General features: G+C 64.9%; 2 pseudogenes. Both read right to left on the bottom strand.

Going from position 1 to position 542, the window contains the following annotated elements:
* A pseudogene (locus EOC06_RS38395) lies at window positions 1–269 on the bottom strand (conjugal transfer protein TrbI); the annotation flags it as partial.
* Window positions 270–277: 8 nt separating this feature from the next.
* Window positions 278–542, bottom strand: a pseudogene (locus EOC06_RS38390) (conjugal transfer protein TrbH); the annotation flags it as partial.

Here is a 542-nt window from a genome sequence, read left to right as displayed (position 1 = left end):
GTCGTTGATTGCTGTGGTTCTCCGATGATGGCGTCGCCTACACCTCGCTTAAGCTGGTCGGCGAAGGTCGAGGCCGGATTGCCGGAGCCATCGCCCGGGCCGGTGTTCTGGCGGACAAGCAGGCCGCGCGATGTGAGACCGTAGAAGATCACGCCGAGGAAGGCGATGACGAGCACGATCACGATGATGATCGGCAGTCGATTGATGCGCCGGATGCCGGCCTCGGAGTCCTTGTTGGGCGCACCGCCGAGCTTAAGAGATTGCACCATGGCTCCCCCTACCCGCGACGCATCGCGGAGAGCGGGCTCGCCGGCGATGCGCCCGTGGTAGTTACCTCATAGGCACGGCCGAGCTCGACACTGCTCGTCGACAGCCGCGCGAGGACCTGGCCCTCGAACAGCTCGACAACATAGGCAAGCGGGACGATCGTCGTGCCGCTGTCGGTTGTCTGGTCGGTGACGACCGCGTATCCCCACCCCTTGAGGGCCGCCTCCAGAGCTCGCCCGAAGGGCGAACCATCCTGCTTCAACGCGATGGTCCCA

This window comes from Mesorhizobium sp. M7A.F.Ca.MR.362.00.0.0 (assembly GCF_004023175.1).
In the GTDB taxonomy this organism is placed as follows: domain Bacteria; phylum Pseudomonadota; class Alphaproteobacteria; order Rhizobiales; family Rhizobiaceae; genus Mesorhizobium.
This window is presented reverse-complemented; position numbering and strand designations above follow the sequence as displayed.